This is a genomic window from Streptomyces avidinii, from assembly GCF_014650695.1.
GTDB lineage: Bacteria > Actinomycetota > Actinomycetes > Streptomycetales > Streptomycetaceae > Streptomyces > Streptomyces avidinii.
This window is the reverse complement of the sequence record NZ_BMVL01000021.1, coordinates 1-19,683: the sequence shown is the minus strand read 5'-3', so window position 1 is coordinate 19,683 and position 19,683 is coordinate 1. Positions and strand designations below refer to the sequence as shown.

General features: G+C 72.2%; 20 protein-coding genes and 1 pseudogene. 14 read left to right on the top strand and 7 right to left on the bottom strand.

The annotated features are described in order from the left end of the window. Positions 1 to 152 precede the first annotated feature (152 nt). From IE257_RS35175 to argF, 3 genes are all read left to right on the top strand, one after another. The gene (locus IE257_RS35175; RefSeq protein ID WP_229920848.1) at positions 153 to 659 is read left to right on the top strand and encodes a hypothetical protein; all 507 of its coding nucleotides are present in this window, start codon (positions 153 to 155) and stop codon (positions 657 to 659) included. Between the two features lie 46 nt (positions 660 to 705). After that, the gene (locus IE257_RS35170) at positions 706 to 1,932 is read left to right on the top strand and encodes an arginine deiminase (protein WP_189973910.1); all 1,227 of its coding nucleotides are present in this window, start codon (positions 706 to 708) and stop codon (positions 1,930 to 1,932) included. Positions 1,933 to 2,088: 156 nt separating this feature from the next. Further along, positions 2,089 to 3,108, top strand: a complete 1,020-nt coding sequence (argF, locus tag IE257_RS35165; RefSeq protein ID WP_189973909.1) for an ornithine carbamoyltransferase — start codon at positions 2,089 to 2,091, stop codon at positions 3,106 to 3,108. 12 nt (positions 3,109 to 3,120) lie between these two features. Here the strand turns inward: argF and IE257_RS35160 are convergent, their stop codons facing one another. Then, positions 3,121 to 3,573, bottom strand: a complete 453-nt coding sequence (locus tag IE257_RS35160; protein WP_189973908.1) for an ATP-binding protein — start codon at positions 3,571 to 3,573, stop codon at positions 3,121 to 3,123. A gap of 228 nt (positions 3,574 to 3,801) precedes the next feature. Here IE257_RS35160 and IE257_RS35155 point away from each other — a divergent pair, with 228 nt between their 5' ends. The 6 genes and pseudogenes from IE257_RS35155 (at position 3,802) to IE257_RS35130 (ending at position 9,338) form a co-directional block, all read left to right on the top strand. Beyond that, a complete protein-coding gene (locus IE257_RS35155; RefSeq protein WP_189973907.1) occupies positions 3,802 to 4,629 on the top strand; it encodes an enoyl-CoA hydratase family protein in 828 nt (275 codons plus the stop codon). 4 nt (positions 4,630 to 4,633) lie between these two features. After that, positions 4,634 to 6,901 carry a bifunctional salicylyl-CoA 5-hydroxylase/oxidoreductase gene (locus tag IE257_RS35150; protein WP_189973906.1) on the top strand — a complete coding sequence of 756 codons (2,268 nt, stop codon included), beginning with the start codon at positions 4,634 to 4,636 and terminating at the stop codon, positions 6,899 to 6,901. A gap of 53 nt (positions 6,902 to 6,954) precedes the next feature. After that, a pseudogene (locus IE257_RS35145) lies at positions 6,955 to 7,155 on the top strand (transposase); the annotation flags it as partial. Positions 7,156 to 7,741: 586 nt separating this feature from the next. After that, the gene (locus tag IE257_RS35140) at positions 7,742 to 8,059 is read left to right on the top strand and encodes a hypothetical protein (RefSeq protein WP_189973905.1); all 318 of its coding nucleotides are present in this window, start codon (positions 7,742 to 7,744) and stop codon (positions 8,057 to 8,059) included. Between the two features lie 2 nt (positions 8,060 to 8,061). Next, a complete protein-coding gene (locus IE257_RS35135) occupies positions 8,062 to 8,685 on the top strand; it encodes an RNA polymerase sigma factor (protein ID WP_189973904.1) in 624 nt (207 codons plus the stop codon). A 17-nt stretch (positions 8,686 to 8,702) separates the two neighbouring features. Then, entirely contained in the window at positions 8,703 to 9,338 is a 636-nt protein-coding gene (locus IE257_RS35130; protein ID WP_189973903.1) for a hypothetical protein, read from the top strand. 50 nt (positions 9,339 to 9,388) lie between these two features. On the opposite strand, the gene IE257_RS35125 is transcribed toward IE257_RS35130, so the two are convergent. From IE257_RS35125 to IE257_RS35100, 6 genes are all read right to left on the bottom strand, one after another. Beyond that, complete coding sequence (locus IE257_RS35125) at positions 9,389 to 10,948, bottom strand: M12 family metallo-peptidase (RefSeq protein ID WP_189973902.1); 1,560 nt, start codon at positions 10,946 to 10,948, stop codon at positions 9,389 to 9,391. A 155-nt stretch (positions 10,949 to 11,103) separates the two neighbouring features. Then, the gene (locus IE257_RS35120; protein WP_189973901.1) at positions 11,104 to 11,526 is read right to left on the bottom strand and encodes an SgcJ/EcaC family oxidoreductase; all 423 of its coding nucleotides are present in this window, start codon (positions 11,524 to 11,526) and stop codon (positions 11,104 to 11,106) included. 97 nt (positions 11,527 to 11,623) lie between these two features. Next, the gene (locus IE257_RS35115; RefSeq protein WP_189973900.1) at positions 11,624 to 12,463 is read right to left on the bottom strand and encodes a GNAT family N-acetyltransferase; all 840 of its coding nucleotides are present in this window, start codon (positions 12,461 to 12,463) and stop codon (positions 11,624 to 11,626) included. A gap of 103 nt (positions 12,464 to 12,566) precedes the next feature. Next, complete coding sequence (locus IE257_RS35110; protein ID WP_189973899.1) at positions 12,567 to 12,707, bottom strand: hypothetical protein; 141 nt, start codon at positions 12,705 to 12,707, stop codon at positions 12,567 to 12,569. Between the two features lie 118 nt (positions 12,708 to 12,825). Next, entirely contained in the window at positions 12,826 to 13,626 is an 801-nt protein-coding gene (locus tag IE257_RS35105) for a PaaX family transcriptional regulator (protein WP_189973898.1), read from the bottom strand. A 9-nt stretch (positions 13,627 to 13,635) separates the two neighbouring features. After that, a complete protein-coding gene (locus IE257_RS35100) occupies positions 13,636 to 15,291 on the bottom strand; it encodes an AMP-binding protein (protein WP_189973897.1) in 1,656 nt (551 codons plus the stop codon). A gap of 146 nt (positions 15,292 to 15,437) precedes the next feature. Between IE257_RS35100 and IE257_RS35095 the strand changes: the two genes are divergently transcribed. The 5 genes from IE257_RS35095 to IE257_RS35075 all read left to right on the top strand — a co-directional run bounded on the left by IE257_RS35095 (position 15,438) and on the right by IE257_RS35075 (position 19,622). Further along, positions 15,438 to 16,571: an acyl-CoA dehydrogenase family protein gene (locus tag IE257_RS35095; RefSeq protein WP_189973896.1), complete on the top strand. Its 1,134-nt coding sequence runs from the start codon at positions 15,438 to 15,440 to the stop codon at positions 16,569 to 16,571. Continuing rightward, positions 16,568 to 16,966, top strand: coding sequence for a RidA family protein (locus IE257_RS35090; RefSeq protein ID WP_189973895.1), 399 nt, complete (start codon positions 16,568 to 16,570; stop codon positions 16,964 to 16,966). Before IE257_RS35095 ends, IE257_RS35090 begins: the two co-directional genes overlap by 4 nt. A gap of 168 nt (positions 16,967 to 17,134) precedes the next feature. Next, entirely contained in the window at positions 17,135 to 17,860 is a 726-nt protein-coding gene (locus IE257_RS35085; protein WP_189973894.1) for a VanZ family protein, read from the top strand. Between the two features lie 9 nt (positions 17,861 to 17,869). Further along, positions 17,870 to 18,544: a response regulator transcription factor gene (locus IE257_RS35080; RefSeq protein ID WP_189973893.1), complete on the top strand. Its 675-nt coding sequence runs from the start codon at positions 17,870 to 17,872 to the stop codon at positions 18,542 to 18,544. After that, positions 18,537 to 19,622, top strand: coding sequence for a sensor histidine kinase (locus IE257_RS35075; protein WP_189973892.1), 1,086 nt, complete (start codon positions 18,537 to 18,539; stop codon positions 19,620 to 19,622). The genes IE257_RS35080 and IE257_RS35075 overlap by 8 nt, the downstream gene beginning before the upstream one ends. Positions 19,623 to 19,683: the final 61 nt, after the last annotated feature.

The window sequence follows — 19,683 nt, the reverse complement described above, 5'->3', positions numbered from 1 at the left end:
ACGGTCCGTAAAGGAGTGGCCCCCGTACGGCCGCTAATTAGGTCGTATGGGGGAACTTTCGCGGAGAACGCCGGGAAAACCACCGGCGGGATCGTTCATCCAGGGCAGCGGAATGTCCGCGACCCTGGAAGGACGGAACGTCACTTATGAAGATGACCGCGCGCGGAAGCATTGCGGCGCTCATGACCTGTATGGCCGCGGCCGGCGCGGCCACCCCGGCCGTGGCCCAGTCGGTGCCGGTCGGTGTCCCGCTGGACGCCGTGAAGACCACGCTGGGCGTGGACACCCCGCGCGTGGGCACCGGCGTGCCGGTGCCGGTCGCGGGAGCGCCCGAGGCGCCCCGCTTCCACAAGGGGAACATGCTCCCGACCCCACTGCTCCCCTCGGTCCCGCTCGGCACCGAGCTCGGCAGCACCCTCGTCACCTCCCCGGTGCCGAACCTGCTGGGCAAGCCGGAGACGGACGGCGAGGGTTCCGTGGAGGCCCCGGCCACGAACCTGCTGGCCCGGACCCCCGGGCTGGTCGCCGGCGGTCTGCTGACGATGCCGGACGCCTCCAACTCCGGTGTGCCGAACCTGACCGCGCCCGAACTGGGCCTGACCGCCCCGGAACTCACCGGCGCCCCCTCGGCACTTCTCGGCCTCACCACTCCCCGCTGAGCAGACGCCACGTCAAAAAGCCGTTCGGTCTGGGAATGTGTACGTCATGGGATTCCATGTCGACTCCGAGACCGGGCGGCTTCGCCGCGTCATCCTCCACCGGCCCGACCTGGAGCTGAAGCGGCTCACACCGAGCAACAAGGACGCACTCCTCTTCGACGACGTGCTGTGGGTGCGCCGGGCCCGCCAGGAGCACGACGGATTCGCGGACGTGCTGCGGGACCGGGGCGTGGAGGTCCACCTCTTCGGAGACCTCCTGTGCGAGGCCCTCGACATCCCGGAGGCGAGACACCTCGTTCTGGACCGGGTCTTCGACGAGAAGGAGTACGGCCCGCTCGCCACCGACCACCTGCGGTCGGCCTTCGACGGGCTGTCCTCGGCCGATCTGGCGGAGGCGCTGGTCGGCGGGATGACCAAGCGGGAGTTCCTGGAACGGCACGCCGAACCGGTGTCCGTGCGCTTCCACGCGCTGGACCTGGACGGCTTCCTGCTGGGCCCGCTGCCCAACCACCTCTTCACCCGGGACACCTCGGCCTGGATCTACGACGGGGTGTCCATCAATGCGATGCGCTGGCCCGCCCGGCAGCGCGAGACGGTCCACTTCGAGGCGATCTACAAGCACCACCCGCTCTTCACCACCTCCGGCGCCTTCCACTACTGGTCGCAGGGGCAGGCGGACTACCCCTCGACCATCGAGGGCGGGGACGTGCTGGTCATCGGCAACGGCGCCGTGCTGATCGGGATGAGCGAACGGACCACCCCGCAGGCGGTGGAGATGCTGGCCCGGGGCCTGTTCGCGGCCGGTTCGGCGAAGACCATCGTGGCCCTCGACATGCCGAAGTCGCGAGCCTTCATGCACCTGGACACGGTGATGACGATGGTCGACGGAGATACGTTTACTCAGTACGCGGGCCTCGGCATGCTCCCCTCGTACACGATCGAGCCCGGCGGCGGCCCGCACGAGCTGAAGGTCACCGACCACCCGGAGGACCATATGCACCGGGCCATCGCGGGGGCGCTCGGACTGGACTCGATCCGGGTACTGACCGCGACGCAGGACGTGCACTCGGCGGAGCGCGAGCAGTGGGACGACGGGTGCAACGTGCTGGCCGTGGAGCCGGGCGTGGTGGTCGCCTACGAGCGGAACGTGACCACCAACACGCACCTGCGCAAGATGGGCATCGAGGTGATCGAGATCCCGGGCAGTGAGCTGGGGCGGGGCCGGGGCGGGCCGCGCTGCATGAGCTGTCCCGTCGAGCGGGACGCCGTCTGAAGCCGGCCGGGTCCGGGGGAGGGGCTCCGGACCCGGGCAGGACCGGGGAGGCGGGGGAGGGCCGGGGAGGGCCCGGGAGAACCCCGGTCTGTATATCAATACAGAGGATCGTATAGACTTCCAGCATCCCTGTCACCGTGACGCTGGAGCGACCCCATGGCCACCGACCTCGCAGGCCGCAGTTTTCTCAAGGAGCTGGACTTCACGGCCGCCGAGTTCCGCAGCCTGATCGAGCTCGCCGCCGACCTGAAGGCGGCCAAGAAGACCGGGGTCGAGCAGCGTCTGCTCCAGGGCAGGAACATCGCGCTGATCTTCGAGAAGACCTCGACGCGGACCCGCTGCGCCTTCGAGGTCGCCGCCGCGGACCAGGGCGCGCACACCACCTACCTGGACCCCGCCGGCTCCCAGATGGGGCACAAGGAGTCGGTCAAGGACACCGCGCGGGTGCTGGGCCGGATGTTCGACGGGATCGAGTACCGGGGTGACAGTCAGCAGGCCGTCGAGGAGCTCGCCGCCCACTCGGGCGTACCCGTCTTCAACGGCCTCACCGACGACTGGCATCCGACCCAGATGCTGGCCGACCTGCTCACCATGACCGAGAACACCGCCAAGCCGCTGGAGCGGATCGCCTTCGCCTACCTCGGCGACGCCCGCTTCAACATGGGCAACTCCTACCTCGTGACCGGTGCGCTGCTGGGCATGGACGTGCGGATCGTCGCGCCCCGCTCGTACTGGCCCGCCGAGCCGGTGGTGATCGCGGCGCGGGAGCTCGCGGCGGAGAGCGGCGCGCGGATCACCCTGACCGAGGACGTCGCCGAGGGGGTCGCCGGGGCGGACTTCGTCGTGACCGACGTCTGGGTGTCCATGGGGGAGCCCAAGGAGGTCTGGGACGAGCGGATCGCGGCCCTGTCCCCGTACGCGGTGACCATGGACGTGCTGCGCGCCACCGGGAACCCCGACGTGAAGTTCATGCACTGCCTGCCGGCCTTCCACGACCTCGGTACCAAGGTGGCCCGGGAGATCCACGAGCGGCACGGGCTCGAATCCCTGGAGGTGACGGACGAGGTGTTCGAGTCGGAGCACTCCGTCGTCTTCGACGAGGCCGAGAACCGGCTGCACACGATCAAGGCCGTACTCGTCGCCACCCTCGGCCGGCCGGGCCGGGGTGACGCATAGTCATACGCCGGGTCATGCCCCGGTGGGGCGGGTCCGCTGCGCGGGCAGGGTGAACCACACGGCCTTGCCGTGCGCGGTCGGGCGGTGCCCGCAGCCGGAACTCAGGCTCCGGATCAGCAGTAGCCCGCGGCCGTGCTCCTGCCAGGGGTCGGGCCGGTCGTCGGGCCGGTCGTCGGGCCGGGCCGCGTCCGGCCGGGCCGACAGGCCGCCGGGCGGGTTCGGATCGCCGTCGTGGACCTCGACCTGGCAGCCGTTCGCCAGCAGCTCCACGACCAGCTCGATCGGGGCGCCGGAGCGGGTGTGCGCCACGGCGTTGGCGACCAGTTCCGCCGTCAGGAGCTCCGCCGTGTCCCGGTCGGCGGGCGCGTCGGTCTCGGCCAGCGCCGTACGGACGAGGGCGCGGGCGAGGGGTACGGCGGCCGCCGTGTGGGGCAGGGCGATCCGCCAGGCGGAGTCGTCGGGCAAGGAAGGACCATCCGTTCCGGGGTCGGGTTCGGGTGCGGGCCGGGGGTGAACTCCCGGTTTCAACGATACGAAGTCGAATTCTCATCCTGTGCGGCACCCCGGCGCTGAGGGACCCCGGCGCCCCGGCGCCCCGGCACTGAGGCACCCCGGCGCGACCGGGGCGGCCGCCGGGGTGAAGATGTTGCGCTTCTGTGACGGCAGTCACGATCTGGTGATACCTTCGATGGCGTGAGCCCCTTCACCGGTTCCACCCCAGCGACCGAACGGTGGCACCACCTCCGGGTCACCCGGCAGGACGGCGTCGCCACCGTCACCTTCGACCGCCCCCAGAAGCTGAACGCGCTCACCTTCGGCGCCTACGCCGACCTGCGCGATCTGCTCGGCGAACTGTCCAGAGAGCGATCCGTGCGCGCCCTCGTACTGGGCGGCGAAGGGCGCGGCTTCTGCTCCGGCGGGGACGTGGACGAGATCATCGGCGCCACCCTCGCCATGGACACCGCCCAGCTCCTCGACTTCAACCGGATGACCGGCCAGGTGGTGCGCGCCATCCGCGAATGCCCCTTCCCCGTGATCGCCGCGGTCCACGGGGTGGCCGCCGGAGCCGGCGCGGTCCTGGCGCTCGCCGCGGACTTCCGGATCGCCGACCCCACCGCCCGCTTCGCCTTCCTCTTCACCCGCGTCGGTCTCTCCGGCGGGGACATGGGCGCCGCCTACCTGCTGCCCCGCGTCGTCGGCCTCGGCCACGCCACCCGGCTGCTGATGCTCGGAGAGCCCGTACGCGCGGCCGAGGCCGAGCGGATCGGCCTGCTCAGCGAACTCACCGAGGAGGGCAAGGCCCACGTGCGGGCCGCCGAACTCGCCGCGCACCTGGCCGCGGGCCCCGCCCTCGCCCACGCACAGACCAAGGCCCTGCTCACCGCCGAGCTCGACATGCCGCTGGCCGCGTCCGTGGAACTGGACGCCAACACGCAGGCCCTGCTGATGCACGGCCAGGACTACGCGGAGTTCCACGCGGCCTTCACCGGGAAGCGGCCGCCGGAGTGGAAGGGCAGGTAGCCACATGACTCCTGGTGCCATGCGGGTCGCCGTCGTCGGCGGGGGACCGGGAGGGCTGTACGCCGCCGCACTGCTGGCCCGGCAGGGCCACCGGGTGGAGGTCTGGGAACGCAACGCCCCGGACGACACCTTCGGCTTCGGCGTGGTCCTCTCCGACGAGACCCTCGGCGGCATCGAACGGGCCGACACCCTCGTCCACGCGGCCCTGAGCGCGGAGTTCGTGCGCTGGGACGACGTGGACATCGTGCACCGGGGGCGGCTGCTGACCTCCGGCGGCCACGGCTTCGCGGCCATCGGGCGGCGCCGGCTGCTGGAGATCCTGCACGAGCGCTGCGCCGGGCTGGGAGTCCGGCTGCGCTTCCGCTCCGGGGCGCCGGCCGCTGCCGAGCTCGCGGCCTCGTACGACCTGGTGGTCGCGGCCGACGGGGTGCACAGCGCCATCCGGGAGGCGGACGCGGCACACTACGGCCCGACGCTGACGAGCGGACGCTGCCGTTACATCTGGCTCGCCGCCGACTTCGCCTTCGACGCCTTCCGCTTCGAGATCGCGGAGACCGAGCACGGGGTCATGCAGCTGCACGCCTACCCCTACTCGGCCGACGCCTCCACGGTGATCGTCGAGATGCGCGACGAGGTGTGGCGGGCGGCCGGCTTCGACCTGTGCGACGAGAACGAGTCCGCGGCCCGCTGCGCCAAGATTTTCGGCGAGGCCCTGCGCGGCCGCCCGTTGCACGGCAACCACTCCGCGTGGACGCAGTTCCGTACCGTCGTCAACGCGCGCTGGTCCCACGGCAACGTGGTCCTGCTCGGCGACGCGGCGCACACCGCCCACTTCTCCATCGGCTCCGGCACCAAATTGGCCGTGGAGGACGCGCTCGCGCTCGCCGAGGCCGTGGGCGCCGCACCCGGGGACGTACCGGCGGCACTGGCCGCGTACGAGGCGGCGCGCCGTCCGGCCGTCGCCAGCACCCAGCGGGCGGCCGCCGCGAGCCGGCACTGGTTCGAGGAGATCGCGGGCTACGTCGACCAGCCCGCCCGGCAGTTCGCCTTCAACCTCCTCACCCGCAGCCGCCGGGTCACGCACGACAACCTGCGGCTGCGCGACGAGCGGTTCACCCGGGCCGTGGAACGGGACTTCGGCTGCCCACCGGACGAGCCGGACGGGATGCGAACCCCGCCCATGTTCACCCCCTTCACCCTGCGGGGGCTGACCCTGCGCAACCGGGTCGTCGTCTCACCGATGGACATGTACTCGGCCGAGGAGGGCGTACCCGGCGACTTCCACCTCGTGCACCTGGGCGGCCGGGCCCTCGGCGGCGCCGGCCTGGTGATGACGGAGATGGTCTGCGTCTCCGCCGAGGGCCGGATCACCCCCGGCTGCACCGGCCTCTACACCCAGGAACAGGCGGCCGCCTGGAAGCGGATCGCCGACTTCGTCCACACCTCCGCACCCGGCACCGCCCTCGGCGTCCAGCTCGGGCACGCCGGCCGCAAGGGCTCCACGCGGGTGATGTGGGAGGGCATGGACGACCCGCTGCCGGAAGGCAACTGGCCGCTGGTGGCCGCCTCCGCGCTGCCCTACCGGCCCGGCGTCTCGGCGCTCCCGCGCGCCCTGGCCCGCGAGGACCTGGCGGCGCTGCGCTCCGAGTTCGCGGCCGCCGCAGTCCGCGCCGCCGACTGCGGATTCGACCTGCTCGAACTGCACTGCGCCCACGGCTACCTGCTCTCCGGCTTCCTGTCCCCGCTGACCAACCACCGCACGGACGACTACGGCGGCTCCCTGGAGAACCGGCTGCGCTTCCCGCTGGAGGTCTTCGACGCGGTCCGCGCGGTGTGGCCCGAGGACCGCCCGATGACGGTCCGCATCTCGGCCACCGACTGGGCGCCCGGCGGCACTTCGCCCGAGGAGGCGGTACGGATCGCGGCCGCCTTCGCCGACCGCGGCGCGGACGCCGTCGACGTCTCGACGGGCCAGGTGGTCGCGGACGAGGCACCCGAGTACGGCCGTTCGTACCAGACCCCGTACGCCGACCGGATCCGCAACGCGCTCGGCGTCCCCGTCATCGCCGTCGGAGCCATCTCCTCCTGGGACGACGTGAACTCCCTTCTGCTGGCCGGCCGCGCCGACCTCTGCGCGCTGGGCCGCCCGCACCTCTACGACCCCCACTGGACCCTGCACGCGGCCGCCGAGCAGTCCTACGCGGGACCGGCCGCCGTCTGGCCGGCCCCCTACCGCGCGGGAAGCCGCACACCGCCCACGGGGCGCGGCTAGGTTCTGTCCGGCGGATCGTGTGGCTGTCGGGCTGGTGGGTCGTTGTGCTCGGCATGGGGCGGGGTGATCCGACAAATGCGGAGTGGGTGCGGCCGGAGCCGCATCCGCCGTCTGTCGGGCGACGCGGTGGCCGTTGGAGCGATCACCGACAGGTGGTCAACGGGATCCTCTTCCGGGTGCGGACCGGCATACCCAGGCGTGACCTTCCAGAGTGTTTCGGTAGTTGGAAGACCGTCTACGAACGCGACATGAGGGCTGTTCAGCCTGTTGTGCGAACGTCGTGGTAGTGGAGCAGGCCGGTGGCGAGGGTCTCGCATGCTGCTCGGATTGGAGGCTTCTGAGCTGCGCCTTCTTCGCTCGCCTGCACGGTCCAAGGCCCGCCATGGGGTGCGTCAGGCCGTCGACGGCGACGCCTTCGGCATCGAAGGGGACGTACTGTAGGCCAACTGGTAGTGATGTGAGTCACATTGACGACCCGTCTGCAGGGACCGGCGCGTCGTATGAGCGAAGACACCTACTTGCGGGTGTCTTCCCTCTGGGTCCGCCGCCGCCGCTTTGGGAAGAGTCGAGGCGGCGGGCCCTGTCGTGGTAGCAGTGCACGATGTGGCGTCGGCCACCGTTTTCAGCGCCCGTCGGGGAGTCCTCGCGGCGCGAAGGGCCGCTGAGCTGCCGCGTTCAAACTTCCCCGCCTTTTGGCGCGTCACTTTCCGTGTACTGACCGCCCCTTGGGGACGTGGCACAGTTTTCCCACGCACTCGCCTGCGGCTCCCGGTACCTGACTCTTCCCAAGTCACCTGCGGCACCGGCCCAACGGCACACGACGACAGAGGGAAGACACCCGTGGGCAAGAAGACCCTGCCGCAGGCCGTACACACGGCGGCCTGCGGCGCCCAGCCCCAGGCCGCCCCGTGGACCCGACGCGGCCGGCGCGGCGTCTCGATCACGATCATCGTGATCGAGCTGCTGCGCTGGAAGAGCGGCACGCTCGACTGGAGCGACCCGCTGGACACCGCCATGGCGGTCGCCATCGTGCTCTCCAGCTTGGAGATGATCTGCAACACGGCGCGCCTCTTCGGCCGCTACCTCGCGCGCCTGCTCCCCAAGCGCGTGGTCTTCGAGCGCCCGGACGGCAAGGCGCGGTTCGCCTTCGGCTGGTAGTCGTGCCCGCCAACGAACACTCTGCTGCCCCGACGGCTCCGGCCGTCGGGGCAGCAGCCCTGCCCGAACCCTCCGCCCGCGACTTCGCCGAGCGCCGGACCCACGTGACGACGGAGCAGGCGTACCAAGAATTCTTCGAGCACCACGACTTCCTGCGCAACTACCTGCGGCGCCAAGCCGCGGAGGACACGCTGATCGAAGATGCGCTCAGCCAGGCCGCGGCCCGCTACGCGAGGTTCCGCCCCGAGCGCGACATCGACAACCCTCGCGCCTACCTGACCATGACGGCCAGGAACGCCCTGAAGGATCTCCTGCGGGTGCGCCGGAGGAACACCGAGGTCCTGATCGGGGACGACTGGGACGTCCTGCCGCAGGAGACCGAGCGCTCGGCCGAGGACATCGTCGTGGAGAACTACCTCCGCGAGGAGCTGCTCCTGAAGATCAGGAGCTTGCCCGTGCGCCAGCGCGAGGCCGTCGTCTTGATCTACATCAACGGGATGTCGTACCAGGAAGCTGCCCAGGAGCTGTCCATCCCGGTGCCCCTACTCAGGCGTGCCCACTCGCGTGCGCTGCAGACCCTGCGCGAGCTGTTCGGCGTCCCCTCTGCGAAGCACATCGAGACGTGACCAGGGCGGGGGACGGTATGGAGAACTTTCCGGCCGGCGTCGGAAGCATCAAGGTCACGGTGTACTTGGCCGAGGGGACCCTCAGCGGCTTATCCAGCCTCGCGCCGTACTTCACGGGCGAGCTGAAACGTGCCAAGGCCGACAACATGGCCGACACGTGTGGTCTCGACCGCCGCACGGCTGCGGCCCGCAGGGCCCGGTGGGAGCTGCAGAAGGAACAGCTGCGACGGGCCGGGCAGCTGTTCGACAGCCGCAGGGCGCTCGTCACCGCCGGACTGGTCCAGGTCATCACCGAACGGGGATGGGATCGCCAGGACCTGCCGGCCGTTCCGGGCCAGTCCCGAGGACGATGGGTCGGCTCCGCGAACTTCGGCTTCAGCGAGCAGCTCTCGGTCGACCTGCCCGCCGACCTTGTCGTCCGTGCCAAGGCGGGGTGCTACCACGTTTCCCGGCCGGCCACCGACGCCCTGCACAAGTGGCACGAGCGCAACCCCGGAGCCACACAGACCCGGCCGAACCGGCCCGGATGCGACCCCTACGAATACGCCGAGTACACGAGGCTGGCCGCCCAGGTCTTGACCACGGGCCGAATCTGGCGCGACGCCGTCAAAACCGGCGTCGCCATGGCCCAGGCGCTCTCCGCCCCTAGCTAGAGGGTGCCCGGCCCGATCGGCAGGGCACCCTCGGGGGCCGGGACGGGGGCCTACGGCTGCGCGATCGGCGCGAACAGGGCGTTGATGGTCCGGTCCGCATTCATGGTGAGCTGGTAGTTCGGGTTGTTGCCCTCCAGCTCGAAACCGTCGACCGCCCAGGCGTCGAACCGGAAGCCGGGGTTCGGGACGGCGGTGACGGTGACCTGCGTGCCGGGGTCGTACGGACCGTACTCGCTGACCCGGACCGTGCCCGCGCCCGCGGGGCCGTGGAGCAGGGTCAGGGAGACGCGGTTGGTCACCGTGGACGCGCGGTACCCGGCCAGGATGTCCGCGTTCTGCAGTGCGACGGCGGCGTTGTCGTTCAGGGCGTTGCCCAGGGGCTGGTTGTTCCAGGTGCGGTCGGGGGTGGAGTACGAGTTGACCACGTTGCACGCCTGGGGGCAGGCGTTGGAGTAGGCCATGAGCGTGCGGTGCTGGCCGTTGGGCGTGACCCAGCCGTAGTTGAACGTGCCCGGAGGGGTGGTTCCGTTCTGGCGCGCGACCGTCAGACGGTCGTGCTTCATACCGAAGTTGTGGCCGATCTCGTGCGCGAGGTTCTCCCAGGCCGTCACGGACCCGATGCTGGTGACCGAGAACGCGGCACTGTCGGTCGTCGACGACGGGCCCGGTTCGGGCAGGGTCGCCGCCCCGGAGCTGTCCTCGAAGGGGACGGAGGCGAGCAGCGCCACGAGGTCGGCGCCGTACGTCTGCCGCTGGGCGGCGGCCGTGGCCCCGAGGACCGTGTTCGCGGGGTTGCGGATCATCTCGAGCAGGGTGTTCACGTTCTCGCGGGGGACACCGGTCGCCGCGGTCCGGTACGTGTTGACGACGTGCACGCTGGCCGGCACGTTGTCGGTGGCGAGCGCCCTGTTGAGCTGGTTCACGCCGTAGGTGATCTGCCCCAGGACCGCCTGGACGCTGCCCATCACGGCGACGCTGGCCGGCGTGTAGGCGACGACGATGTCGATGGCGGCCGGGTCGTTGGGCGTGGCGGCCCTCAGGCCCGGCCTCTGCGGCTTGTGCGGCTTGTGCGGGTGGTGCGGCTTCTTCCGGCGGACCTCGACCGTGTCGATGCCGCGCCCGCTGGGCGGCAGCGCGAGGGAGTCGATCTCCTGGAGCTCGTACCAGCCCGGGCGCTTGGCCAGCGGCTGGTACGCGTACTGGCGGAAGCCGATCGTGATGACGCCGGAGAGGGTGACCGGCCCTTCGGTGCAGGCCCCGATGGCGGACACGGAGATGGTGTTCTGCGGGTTCTTCGGGTCGTGGCCGCCCCAGTACACCGTGCCGTCCGGCTCCTGGCGCTGGAAGTCCTGCACCGCGGTGAAGCCCTTGCCACGCCCGAAGAGCGGGAACGTGCGGCGCTCGGGTCTGCCCTCCTTCTGCTCGCCGCACAGTGAACGCAGCGCCTCGGCGTCCGTGCGCTGCGCGGCGGAGCGCACCACCCAGGGCTCGTGCTCGTGCCCGCCCCCGCCCGTCCCGGCGGAGGCGGCGGGTGCGGTCAGGGCGAGCGAGACGGTGGCGGTGAAGGCGGTCGCCGCGGCGGAGGCGGGGAGCAGGAAACGACGGCGCATGGGGAACGTGGGCCTCTCTGTGGGGGTTCCCGCCCTGTATCCCGCGGCAGGGATCGCGCCACGCCGGTAGGTCCGTCCCCGCACCGCCGCCCGGGCCGAGGTTCACCCGAATACGGGGGAGGTCCCCCGCCCCCCGATCATTGCGGCCCGGCCGGTCAGGTCTTGTGGACCCGGTCCTTCTGGACCTGGGTGTTCTGGCAGACGGTCAGGAGCCAGCGGCCATCGTCCTGCTTGGTCATCACGTACGTCGGCACGCCCTCGTCCCCGGGCCCGTCGGCCGAGTGGTACAGCTGGCTGACCTTGACCGCGGCCACGTCCGGACGGAGGAACTGGACATGGGTGACGGTGTAGCTGACCCGGCCCTCCCAGCTCGCGCCGGGCAGGACCTCGCGGGTGAACCCGGAGATGGCATCTAGGCCGATGAGGACCTTGCCGCCGCCGGTGGTCCACAGGGCGTCGGGGTGGAACAGGGAGAGGAAGGCGTCGGGGTCCTTGGCCTGCTGGGAGGCCTCGACGGCGGCCACCACCCGGTGGATGGCCTCGATGTCGGTGGTCCGGGCTGCGCTCTCTGTCGTCATGCGGATCACGATCCGACCTCAAGTGCCCTTGAGGTCAAGACCCGGCTCCCCTGCGGGTGACGGGCCCTGTCGCGGCCGGCCCGGCCCGGCCCGCCCGTCACGCCGGGACGATCTCGGCGCGGTCCTCCACCGGGGTGTAACCCAGCCGCAGGTAGATGCCGTTGCTCGTGGGGTTGGCCAGGTCCGTGAACAGCAGGACCTCTGTGGCCCCGGCCGCGTACGCCGCCTCGCTCGCCGCGTGCGTGATCCCGGCGGCATAGCCGCGCCCGCGGTGCCCGGGCGGGGTGTAGACCGGGCCGACGCGGGCGGCCGAGCCGATCGTGCGGGAGAAGGCGGCCAGGGAGACGGGAGCGCCGGCGTGCTCCCAGAGCAGGATCCCGCCGTAGGAGATCCGGTCGCGCAGGAAGGTCTCGGAGGCCTTGCCCGGAACGCCCGCCTCCGCGTTGAAGGCGGTGAGCCACTCCAGCAGCAGCGGGAGGTCCGTCTCGGTGGCGGGCCGTACCCTCCCGGCCGGGGCCGGGTCCGGGGCGGCCAGGCCGTCCAGCCGGTACAGGCGCAGTTCCTCGGCGATCCGGGTGGGCCGCCCCCAGGCCTCGGCCAGTACCTCCGCGTCCGGGCGCAGGGCGTTGAACCCGTGGGCCCCGGCGAGCAGCGGTTCGGTGGCGAGCGCGGCCCCGAGCTCCCGGACCGCCTCCTCGGGCAGGACGGCAAGGAGCACCGGGAAGGGCGGGGTGCACAACAGGCCGCCGGCGACGGTGCCGTCGGGGCCGGTCCACCAGCCGAAGAAGGGGGTGGCGTCGCCGTAGGCGCCGGTCCCGCGCCGCAGCAGGGCGTCGGTCACCGTCAGCATCATGGTGTGGGAGACGGGCCGCGCGGCCACGGCCGGTCCCGCGGCGCTCAAGTAGGCCGCCAGGTCGGTGGTGAAGGTCCAGGTCATGGCCCATCCTGGCGCGGCGCACGGCGCACCCGCACCCCGTTTTCCACCGGCCCCCGATCGGCCCCCGACAAGCAACCCGGCGGGCAACCCGACGGGACTGCCCCTACGCGGGCAGCCACTCCGGCCACCACGGCGGCACGTTGTCCGGCCCGCACCGCTCCGGGTTCCCGGGGTATCCGTCCAGCGTCCCCTTCGTGGCGAAGAACACGAGCACCACCAGCGCGAGCACGAGCAGGAACGGCACAGGGCGCCTGGTACCAGGTCTGCGACCGGTACGGGGGCCGCGCCGAGGACGGCGACTGCGGGGGATGCGGAGGGAGATCGGAATGCGTCACGACACCTCGTGACGCGGCCCCGGCCGCCTACGGTTGCGCGAAACCGGCCCCGACGTCCCGCAGCCGCTCGTGCAGCTCGGCGAAGACGGCAGCCGCCCGGTCGCCGGGCCAGCCCGCCGGGAGCAGCTCGCGCGGCAGGCCCGGGTCGGCGTACGGCAGCCGGCGCCAGGTGTCCAGCGCGAGCAGGTAGCCGCGGTAGGCCTCCTCCGGGCTCGGCTCCGGTCCCGACTGGAGGGCGCGCAGGACAGGTTCGTGCAGGTCGAGGAATTCCTCGTGCTGTTTGGCCAGGGCCGCCAGGTCCCACCAGCGGGCCACCGCCTCGGGCGTCGGGGCGAAACCGAGGTGGGCCCCGCGGAACAGCTCCACGTACGGGGTCAGGTGCAGCCGCTCCAGCGTGTGCGCGGTCTCCTCGTGCAGCCGGGCCGGGGCGATCCACACGCCAGGTGCCACCGCGCCGAAGCCGAGCCGGCCCAGCCGCGAGCGCAGCAGGTGCCGTTTGTGCCGCTCCTGCTCCGGGACGGAGAACACCGCCACCAGCCATTCGTCCGACAGCTGCGGGCTGCCGTAGATCCGCCGGTCGCCGTCGTCCAGCAGCTGCCGCGCCTCCTCGGAGAGCCCGTACGCCGCGGAGCCGTCCGCCGCGCGGCCGGGCACCAGGAAGCCGCGCCGCTTCAGCCGGGACACCGACGAGCGGACCGACGGGGCGTCCACGCCGGCCGCGCCCAGCAGGCGGATCAGCGCGGACACCGGGACCGGCCCCTCGAAGGCCCGCCCGTAGGCTCCGTAGAACGTGACGATCAGGGATCGCGGAGTGTGCTGCTCGACCACGTGTTCACTCTAGGCCGTCTCTTGCGGATCCTGCCGGGCGCCGGGATCGCGCAGCCGGAAGCGCTGCAGTTTGCCCGTTGCGGTGCGGGGGAGGGCGGGGAGGAAGACGAAGGACCGCGGGCACTTGTGCGGGGCCAGCTCGGCCCGCATGAAGGTGCGCAGGATCTCCTCCGTCAGCACCGCACCGTCGCGTGCCACGGCGTACGCCACCACGATCTGCCCGCGTCGCTCGTCCGGGAGGCCCACCACGGCCGCCTCCACCACGTCCGGGTGGCGCAGCAGGGCGTCCTCCACCTCGGGGCCCGCGATGTTGTAGCCCGCCGAGATGATCATGTCGTCGGCCCGGGCGACGTAGCGGAAGTAGCCCTCCGGATCGCGTACGTAGGTGTCACCGGTCAGGTTCCAGCCGCCCTGTACGTACTCCCCCTGCCGCGGATCGGCCAGGTAGCGGCAGCCCACCGGGCCGCGCACGGCCAGCAGTCCCGGCTCGTTGTCCGGGAGGGGACGGCCGGCCCGGTCCACCACCCGGGCCTCCCAGCCCGGGACCACCCGGCCCGTCGTACCGGGCCGGATGTCCTCGTCGGCGGCGGAGATGAAGATGTGCAGCAGCTCGGTCGCCCCGATGCCGTTGATGATGCGCAGCCCGGTGCGCTCGTACCAGGCCTGCCAGGTGGCGGCCGGCAGGTTCTCCCCGGCCGAGACGCAGCGGCGCAGCGCCGACAGGTCGTACATGCCCACGTCGTACGGGCCCAGGGCGTCCAGCATCGTCCGGTAGGCGGTGGGCGCGGTGAACAGCACCGTCACCCGGTGCTCCGCGAGCGCGGGCAGCAGCCGGCGCGGCACCGCCTCCTCCAGGAGCAGCGCCGAGGCCCCGGCCCGCAGCGGGAAGACGACCAGCCCGCCCAGGCCGAAGGTGAACCCGAGCGGCGGGCTGCCCGCGAACACGTCGTCCGGGCGGGGCCGCAGCACGTTGCGGGAGAAGGTGTCGGCGACGGCGAGCAGGTCGCGGTGGAAGTGCATGCAGCCCTTGGGCCGTCCGGTGGTCCCTGAGGTGAAGGCGATCAGGGCCACGTCGTCCGCGGAGGTCGGGGCGGCCGGGAACGGCTCCGGATGTCTCTCGGCCAGCCGGAGCAGATCGTCCGGGGACGTGCCCCCGTACACGGTGATCCGCAACCCGGGGACCTCCGCCTTGACCAGGTCGTCCAGCACGTCCGCATGGCACAGCGCGTGCCCCACCCGGGCCATCGCGCACACCGTTGCCAGCTCCTGCGCACGCTGCTGGGGCAGCACGGTGACGGCCACCGCGCCCGCCTTCATCACCGCGAGCCAGCAGGCCGCGAGCCAGGGGCCGGTGGGCCCGCGCAGGAGCACCCGGTTGCCGGGGACCACGCCGAGGTCGGCGGTGAGGGTGTGGGCGAGGCGGTCCACGCGCTCGCGCAGCCCGCCGTACGTCCACACCTCGCCCGCCCCGCTGCGGAAGGCCGGGCGGTCGGCGCCCGCGGGACCGAACCGGGCGATCGTGGCGTCCAGCAGCTCGGCCCCGCAGTTCAGGCGGTCCGGGTAGGCCAGTTCGGGCAGATCGAAGACGAGCTCCGGCCAGGTGTCCACGGGTGGCAGATGGTCACGGGCGAAGGTGTCGGTGTGAGCGGAAGGCTTGAGGTCCAAGGCGGGTCGCCCCCCTTGCAGCGGTCCGGGGTGGGGTGGAGCCGGCCGTGCGGTAGTTCCCCCGGCCGCGGCCGGAAGGTCCTCCCAGGAGCGTATCGTGATGGTGACGGCAGTCAACAGGACGCGATAGATGCGGGGATGTTCGGATGACCGGATTCGCGCTCGGGGTGGACCAGGAGGAGTGGTGCGGGCAGTTGCGCGCACTGGCGGCGGAGCGGCTGAGGCCGCTGGCCGAGAAGGGGGAACCGGGGCGGGTCAACCGGCCGCTGCTGGCGGCACTGGGGGAGCTGGGCCTGCTGGAGCGGGTGTTCGCCTCGGGCGCGCTGGAACTGTGCCTGCTGCGGGAGTCCCTCGCCTACGGTTGCACGGAGGCGGAGACGGCGCTCGCCCTGCAGGGGCTGGGCGCGTATCCGGTCCTGCAGGCGGGCAGCGAGGCGCAGCGGGAGCGGTGGCTGCCGCAGGTGCGGGCCGGGCGGGCGGTGGCGGCCTTCGCGCTGAGCGAGCCGGGGGCGGGCTCGGACGCGGCGGCGCTGGCGCTGGCTGCGACGCCCGATCCGGCGGAGGGGGGAGGCTGGCGGCTCAGCGGTGAGAAGTGCTGGATCTCCAACGCCCCCGAGGCGGATTTCTACACGGTGTTCGCCCGAACGGGCGAGGGGCCGGGCGCGAAGGGGGTCTCGGCCTTCCTGGTCCCGGCGGACCGCCCGGGGCTGTCCGGCGCGGCCCTGGACATGCTCTCCCCGCACCCCATCGGCTCCCTCGCCTTCGACGGGGTGCCGGTCGGCCCGCGGGACCTGCTCGGTGAGCCGGGGCGGGGCTTCCGCGTCGCGATGGACACGCTGAACCTCTTCCGGCCGAGCGTCGGCGCCTTCGCGGTGGGCATGGCCCGGGCCGCGCTGGACGCGACGCTCAGCTACACGGCGGACCGGACCGCGTTCGGCGGAACCCTGAGCGACCTCCAGGCGGTGGCGCACCGGGTGGCCGAGATGGCCACCCGCACGGAGGCGGCCCGGCTGCTGGTGTACGCGGCGGCCGGGGCCCACGACCGCGGGGCGGCGGACGTCCCGCGCCGGGCGGCGATGGCGAAGCTGCTGGCCACGGAGACGGCCCAGTACGTGGTGGACCACGCGGTCCAACTGCACGGTGCGGTCGCCCTCCAGCGCGGTCACCTGCTCGAACACCTCTACCGGGAGGTGCGGGCACCGCGGATCTACGAGGGGGCCAGCGAGGTGCAGCGCACGATCATCGCCAAGGAGCTGTACGGGGCGGTGGCGCCGCGATGAGCCTGGACCGGATCAACCCGGCGGAGTTGTCGCCCGCGACGGGTTTCTCGCACGCGGTCGCGGCGACCGGCACCCGGCTGGTGTTCCTGGCGGGCCAGACCGCTCTGGACGGCGCGGGCAAGGTGGTCGGCGAGAGCCTGCCGGAGCAGTTCGAGACCGCCCTCGCCAACCTCCTGACGGCCCTCGCGGCGGCCGGCGGCACCCCGGCGGACCTGGCGCGGGTGACGGTGTACGCGGTGGACGTGGCCGCGTACCGGGCCCGCGCGGCCGAACTGGGCAGCATCTGGCGGCGGTCGGCGGGCCGCGACTACCCGGCGATGGCCGTCATCGGCGTGGTCCGCCTCTGGGACGACCAGGCCCAGATCGAACTCGACGGCATCGCGGTCCTCCCGTAGCCGGCGCGCACGCTCGGCGCCGCTCACGGACACCGCCTCCACCGTCCGGGATGCGTAAGGCAGTTGGCGTCCGGCACGGGCCGGGGGCGAGCCGGTGATCCCCGTGTATCGCGGGCGTATCGAAAACCGCATACGCCACCGCAACGGCCCCGCGTCTGTCATGGGGGCATGAACCACAACGCATCCCTGCCGGCCCCACCTCGCCGCGCGCGCGGGATCGTGCTACTCGGCCTGGCGATCCTCGCTGCGGCGGGCGCCCTGTTCGTCCTGCGGCGGCCGCTCATGATGTCCGCTCCGCGGTGCATGGCCGGGCGCTGGCACGGCTGCCTCGACACCTTCAACGGCGTGGTGTTCATGACGCTGGTCACGCTGCCGTTGGCCGTGCTGGTGGCGTGGGCCCTGGCACGCGGTCGGCGGGCCGCCGCGGGCACGTCGGCGTGGCGGATGTCGCTGGCCGAGGTGGGCATGGTCCACGGGACGGTGCCGTTCGTGTGGATGACCATGATGCCGGGCGGCGGGGCCGGCATCGTGCCCGCCCGGGTGTCCCTGGTACCGCTGCGGGACCTGGTCACGATGGGGGCCCTCGGGATAGGCGGCAACCTGCTGGTCTTTGCGGCGCTGGGGTTCTTCGCCCCGATGCGTTTCGCGGCGCTGGCGTCCGTGCCGCGGATCCTGGCGCTCGGGGCGGGCTGCTCGGTCCTGGTGGAGAGCGCCCAGTACGTCCTGCAGCTGGACCGGGTGTCGTCGGTGGACGACGTCCTGGTCAACGCCGCGGGCGCGGTGCTGGCCGGGCTGGCGTCGCGCCGCCGGTGGCGCACCGCGGCGCAGGCGCCGAGCCGTGCGCCCGGTGTGTCCGCGTCCCCGCATGCACCGGCCGCAGGCCGGGCTGCTTAGGCTGCGGACATGCGCGTACTGATCGTGGAGGACGAGCCCTACCTGGCCGAGGCCGTCCGTGACGGTCTGCGGCTGGAGGCGATCGCCGCCGACATCGCGGGCGACGGCGACTCGGCCCTGGAACTGCTCAGCGTCAACTCCTACGACCTCGCGGTCCTCGACCGGGACATCCCCGGCCCCTCCGGAGACGAGGTCGCCCGGCGCATCGTGGCCTCCGGCAGCGGCATCCCGATCCTCATGCTCACCGCCGCCGACCGGATCGACGACAAGGCCTCCGGGTTCGGGCTCGGCGCCGACGACTACCTCACCAAACCGTTCGAGCTGCGGGAGCTCGTCCTGCGGCTGAGGGCGCTCGACCGCAGACGCGCGTACGCCCGCCCCCCGGTCCGCGAGATCGCGGGACTGCGGCTCGACCCCTTCCGCCGGGAGGTCTTCCGCGACGGACGCTACGTCGCGCTCACCCGCAAGCAGTTCGCCGTGCTGGAGGTCCTCGTCGCCGCCGAGGGCGGGGTCGTCAGCGCCGAGGAACTGCTGGAACGGGCCTGGGACGAGAACGCCGACCCCCTCACCAACGCCGTGCGCATCACCGTCTCCGCCCTGCGCAAACGGCTCGGCGAACCATGGATCATCGCCACTGTGCCCGGCGTCGGCTACCGGATCGATACCGGCACGGCGCGTGCCTAGACGCCCGGGGCTCAGCGCCCGACTGAAACTCACCCTCAGCTACGCCGGGTTCCTCGCCGTCGCGGGCGCCCTCCTGCTGGCCGTGGTGTGGGTGTTCCTGCTGCGCTACGTACCCGACAATTCCAAGGGGCTGCTCGGGATCTCACCCAACCGCTACCTCCTGGTGCGGACCTTCGCCCCCGCCGCGGCCGTGGCGATGGCGTTCCTGCTCGTGTTCGGCCTCGCGGGGGGATGGATCCTCGCCGGCCGGATGCTCGCACCGCTCACACAGATCACCGACGCGACCCGGAAGGCCGGCAACGGGTCGCTGTCCCACCGGATCCGCATGAAGGGCCGCCAGGACGAGTTCCGCGAACTCTCCGACGCGTTCGACTCGATGCTCCAACGCCTCGAGTCCCACGTCGCAGAGCAGCAGCGGTTCGCCGCGAACGCCTCCCACGAACTGCGCACCCCGCTGGCGATCTCGCGGACGCTCCTCGACGTCGCCCGCAAGGACCCCGCCCGGGACCGGGGCGAACTCATCGAACGCCTGCACGCCGTCAACACCCGGGCGATCGACCTCACCGAGGCCCTTCTGCTGCTCGGCCGCAGCGACCGCGGAGACTTCCGCCGCGAGAGCGTCGACCTGTCCCTCGTCGCCGAAGAAGCCGCCGAAACGCTGCTCCCCCTCGCCGAGCAGCGCCGGATCACGCTCGACGTCACCGGCGGGGCGGCCCGGACCAGCGGCTCCGCGGAGCTCCTGCTGCGGATGGTGACGAACCTCGTCCAGAACGCCGTCGTCCACAACCTCCCCTCCGGCGGCACGGTGACGGTCCGCACCGAGGAGCACGGCGACACGAGCGTGCTGCGGGTCGAGAACACGGGCCGCCGGCTCCCACCGGACCTGGTCGCGACCCTCACCGAGCCCTTCCGGCGCGGCACGGACCGCGTACGCACCGACGAGCACGCCGGCGTCGGCCTCGGGCTGGCCATCGTGGACAGCATCGTCCGCGCCCACGACGGCACCCTCGACCTCGCCGCCCGCCCCACCGGCGGCCTCCTCGTCACGGTCCGCCTGCCCGCCACCCGCCCGGCCTAGCTGTATTGATCACGAGCGTTGTTGACACTCGGCAGGTCTTGAACATGGCGAAGACCTCCGG

Coding starts and splice junctions, on each gene's coding strand:
- IE257_RS35175 (WP_229920848.1), top strand. CDS start 153: ATGACCGCGCGCGGAAGCATTGCGGCGCTCATGACCTGTATGGCCGCG.
- IE257_RS35170 (WP_189973910.1), top strand. CDS start 706: ATGGGATTCCATGTCGACTCCGAGACCGGGCGGCTTCGCCGCGTCATC.
- argF (WP_189973909.1), top strand. CDS start 2,089: ATGGCCACCGACCTCGCAGGCCGCAGTTTTCTCAAGGAGCTGGACTTC.
- IE257_RS35150 (WP_189973906.1), top strand. CDS start 4,634: ATGACTCCTGGTGCCATGCGGGTCGCCGTCGTCGGCGGGGGACCGGGA.
- IE257_RS35130 (WP_189973903.1), top strand. CDS start 8,703: ATGGAGAACTTTCCGGCCGGCGTCGGAAGCATCAAGGTCACGGTGTAC.
- IE257_RS35125 (WP_189973902.1), bottom strand. CDS start 10,948: ATGCGCCGTCGTTTCCTGCTCCCCGCCTCCGCCGCGGCGACCGCCTTC.
- IE257_RS35120 (WP_189973901.1), bottom strand. CDS start 11,526: ATGACGACAGAGAGCGCAGCCCGGACCACCGACATCGAGGCCATCCAC.
- IE257_RS35115 (WP_189973900.1), bottom strand. CDS start 12,463: ATGACCTGGACCTTCACCACCGACCTGGCGGCCTACTTGAGCGCCGCG.
- IE257_RS35095 (WP_189973896.1), top strand. CDS start 15,438: ATGACCGGATTCGCGCTCGGGGTGGACCAGGAGGAGTGGTGCGGGCAG.
- IE257_RS35090 (WP_189973895.1), top strand. CDS start 16,568: ATGAGCCTGGACCGGATCAACCCGGCGGAGTTGTCGCCCGCGACGGGT.
- IE257_RS35085 (WP_189973894.1), top strand. CDS start 17,135: ATGAACCACAACGCATCCCTGCCGGCCCCACCTCGCCGCGCGCGCGGG.
- IE257_RS35080 (WP_189973893.1), top strand. CDS start 17,870: ATGCGCGTACTGATCGTGGAGGACGAGCCCTACCTGGCCGAGGCCGTC.